This is a genomic window from Rhizobacter sp. P3_B12 (assembly GCF_056402895.1).
The window spans coordinates 1-3,527 of record NZ_JBFUGN010000651.1 but is presented as its reverse complement, the minus strand read 5'-3'; the positions used below and the strand labels follow the sequence as shown (position 1 = coordinate 3,527).

Annotated in this window: 4 protein-coding genes and 1 pseudogene; 2 read left to right on the top strand and 3 right to left on the bottom strand. The window is 65.3% G+C overall.

The features are described from left to right. A pseudogene (locus AC1D01_RS25500) lies at window positions 1-1,030 on the top strand (hypothetical protein); the annotation flags it as partial. Continuing rightward, complete coding sequence (locus tag AC1D01_RS25495; protein ID WP_477871331.1) at window positions 1,018-1,416, top strand: hypothetical protein; 399 nt, start codon at window positions 1,018-1,020, stop codon at window positions 1,414-1,416. The pseudogene AC1D01_RS25500 and the gene AC1D01_RS25495, both read left to right, overlap by 13 nt. 4 nt (window positions 1,417-1,420) lie before the next feature. On the opposite strand, the gene AC1D01_RS25490 is transcribed toward AC1D01_RS25495, so the two are convergent. From AC1D01_RS25490 to AC1D01_RS25480, 3 genes are all read right to left on the bottom strand, one after another. Further along, the gene (locus AC1D01_RS25490) at window positions 1,421-2,392 is read right to left on the bottom strand and encodes a thymidylate synthase (RefSeq protein ID WP_477871329.1); all 972 of its coding nucleotides are present in this window, start codon (window positions 2,390-2,392) and stop codon (window positions 1,421-1,423) included. A gap of 85 nt (window positions 2,393-2,477) precedes the next feature. Then, the gene (locus AC1D01_RS25485) at window positions 2,478-3,137 is read right to left on the bottom strand and encodes a YiaD family glycine zipper/OmpA-like lipoprotein (protein WP_477871327.1); all 660 of its coding nucleotides are present in this window, start codon (window positions 3,135-3,137) and stop codon (window positions 2,478-2,480) included. 118 nt (window positions 3,138-3,255) lie between these two features. Then, the coding region (locus tag AC1D01_RS25480) for a P-loop NTPase family protein (RefSeq protein WP_477871325.1) at window positions 3,256-3,527 on the bottom strand (272 nt) is incomplete at its 5' end.

The window sequence follows — 3,527 nt, the reverse complement described above, 5'->3', positions numbered from 1 at the left end:
CACCTGGAACAACCCGCTGAACGCCACGGACCCGAGCGGGTATTGCACGCTGGACTGCTTCTGGCAGCCCAATGGGCGCGCGACGCAGAACGTGACCAAGTCAGCGTTCAATGTGATCCATCACCTGCCGGGGCAGGCGGCGGTCGATCGCTATGTGATGACGCACCAGTGGGCCTACACGGTGGGCTCGATCGCGGCGTCGTACTACGGCGGCCCGGGGGGGGCGGCGCTCTGGTCCAGCTATTACACCTACCAAGGCACGGGTGACATGCATGCGGCTCTGAATGCCGGGGCGGTTTCCTTCGCGGTGGACGCGGCAAGCATGGGAGCCGACTACGGGACCAGTGGGTTCACGAACGTGGCTTTGCATGCAGCGGTAGGGTGCCTGTCTTCCAGGGCCGGGGGTGGCAGCTGCCGCCAAGGTGCGTTGTCCTCCGCGATGAATGCAGGCTGGGCGACCTACGGTCCTGATACGAGTGGCTGGGGCTTCTTCGGCAACATGGCCACCAATTCGGTGTTGGGCGGAGCTTCATCCGTCATTCAGGGAGGGCATTTCGCCGACGGTGCCAAGACGGCCGCGTATGCTTATCTCACGCAGCAATGCTTGGAAAATCCTCGCGGGTGTGCCGACGTTGCGGGCAAGATCTGGACACTTCCCRACACCGTTGTCGGGCTGGGTGTTGGTCTCGTGGGGGTTCCGTTCGGTGCGAACATCACCTTCCAGGACAATGCCATCGTGGTCAACAACTACCCGTTCGGCGTAAGTGCAGTCACGATTGGAAACGTCATCATAAGTACGTTTCCAAGCATGGACGAAAAGGTGCCGACATACGCGTCCGCTGCTGGCGGACCCTATGAAAGAGTTCGGTTGGGATCTCACGAGGCAGCCCACACCTATCAATACCAAGTGCTGGGCCCTTTATTTTTCCCGGTTTACCTATTCTCGGGAGGCGCATTCACTGCTTCCAGCAATTTGGAACAAGCGGCCGACCGATACGGTACAACGGGAAAGGGGTGGTGGCCATGGTAGTGGTTGAACGCAGCTGGCGGGTCGCTGTCGTCACAGTGCTGTCGGGCTGCTTCAGCATGGGATTCAGCTTCCGAGGCGGCGCCGAGATCTACAACGGCGGGAAGGTTTCCGTCGACCTCAGCGTCGTGATGAGGGACTCCTCGACACGTCTGCTCCTGAAGTCATTCGAGCCTGGGGAGCGATTTGCGATGCGTGAATCCCTGGATATTCGATCCATCATCGTCGAGCACGACGGTGTGCGAACTCAACTGGAAGAGAGCAACCTCGTGGAACAACAGCGGGGATTGCCACCGACAAAGCAGGTCTGGCTCTTCGACGGCGTGCGAGTCTGCGTTGTCAGCGCATCGGCCTTCAAGGCCGATGCCGGGATGAAATGCCCGCCGTGAACCGCTACACCGCCATCGGCGCCGTCAACGGCGGGTGGTGGTCGTACCCCACCAGCGTGAAGTCCGACGGCTCCACCTTCTCGAGCCACTCCGGCTCGTAGCGCCCGGTCTTCGCGAAATCCGGGATGCGGTCCGACAGCTGCAACTGCGGCGCCGCGAACGGCGTGCGCGTCAGCTGCTCGCGCAGCATCCCGACGTGGCTCTCGTAGATGTGCACGTCGCCGATGAAGTAGTTGAACCAGCGCGGCGTGTAGCCGGTGAGCCGCCCCACCAGGTGCAGCAGCGCCGCGCCTTCGGTCAGGTTGAACGGCGTGCCCAGGCCGACGTCGTTGCTGCGGATGTACAGGCACAGCGAGATCTCGCGCTTTTCCTGGCTGACGAGGAACTGGTACAGCAGGTGGCAGGGCGGCAGCGCCATCTCGTCGAGCTGGGCCCAGTTCCAGCCGTGGAACAGGATGCGCCGGCTGCCGGGGTCCTTGATGATCGTGTCCAGGCACTGGCGCAGCTGGTCGACCGCCTTGTACAGCAGCACCCGCTCGGCCTCGCCGTCGTCGTAGACGGCTGTGAACTGATAGCCGCGCGCGAGTGCATCCTCGATCTGCGCCGTCTGCGTCGAATCGATCACCTTGTAGGCCGGCCAGTTGCGCCACTGCACGCCATACACCGGGCCGAGGTCGTCGGCGCCCAGCCGGTACGGGTTGGCCAGCCACGGCGCGTTGTCGTTGGCGTTCTGGTCCCACACCTTGCAGCCCAGCTCGCGGAACTCTGCCGCATTGCGGCTGCCGCGCAGGAAGCCCACCAGCTCGCCGACCGCCGACTTGAACGCGAGCTTCTTCGTCGTCACCGCCGGAAAGCCCTGCTGCAGGTCGAAGCGCAGCGAGGCGCCGGGCAGGCTCAGCGTGCGCACGCCGGTGCGGTTGTCCTGCCAGCTGCCGTGGTCGAAGATGCTCTGGACGAGGTCGAGGTACTGTTTCATGGGGGTACTGCCTGCGGAAGGCGCGATTATCGGCGCAACAAAAAACGGGCACCCGAAGGCGCCCGTTCCGTCATGCGTGGAGCGATCAGGATTGCCCCGGCTCGCGCAGGAACAACTCGACGCGGCGGTTCTTCGCGCGCCCGGCTTCGCTGCTGTTGTCCGCCACCGGCTCGCGCTCGCCGTGGCCGGCGGTCTCGATGCGGCTCGCGGTCACGCCGCGCGTGCTCAGGTAGTCGCGCACGCTGTGGGCGCGCTCCAGCGACAGCGGGTTGTTGATCGCGTCGGAGCCGGTGTTGTCGGTGTGGCCGACGATGCTCAGGCGCACGTTCGGGTCGTTCTTCAGGCTCTCGGCGAACGGGTCGAGCACGGCGCGCAGCTCGGGCTTGATCGTCGCGCTGCCGGTCGAGAACGACACGTCGTTCGGCACGTTCAGCTTCAGCTGGTTGTCGGCCGTGCGGGTCACCTCGACGCCGGTGCCCTTGGTGGCCTGCTCCATCTGGGCGCGGCGTTCTTCCTGGCGCTTCGACCAGATGTTGCCGGCCACCGCGCCGAGCGCGCCGCCGATCACCGCACCGGTGCCGGCCTTGCCGCCGGTCACCTTGCCGAGCACGGCACCCGCCGCGGCGCCGGCMCCGGCGCCGATGGCCGTGCCCTTCTGCGTTTCGCTCATGTTCTGGCAGCCGGCCAGCAGCACGGCGGTGGCGCTGAGCGCCACGGCGGCGGATCGGAAGTTGCGGATGTTCATGGTCTTCTCCTGAAAAAAATCTCGCGCGCGAGCGGATCGCGAGTATCGGTCGCGCAGGTTGCGGGTGTCTGTCGGCCGTCGGTAACAGTTGATGTCGGCGTACGCTGACAGGCTGTTGTCACAGATCGAACTGCAGCGCCGCCAGCCGCGCATAGAGCCCGCCGGCGGCCGCGAGTTCCGCATGCGTGCCGGTTTCGACGATGCGCCCGTGCTCCATCACGACGATGCGGTCGGCACGCTGCACCGTGGCCAGGCGGTGCGCGATCACGAGCGTCGTGCGGTCCTTCATCGCCGATTCGAGCGCGGCCTGCACCATGCGCTCGCTCTCGGCATCGAGCGCGCTGGTGGCCTCGTCGAGCAGCAGCAGCGGCGGGTTCTTCAGCATCGCCC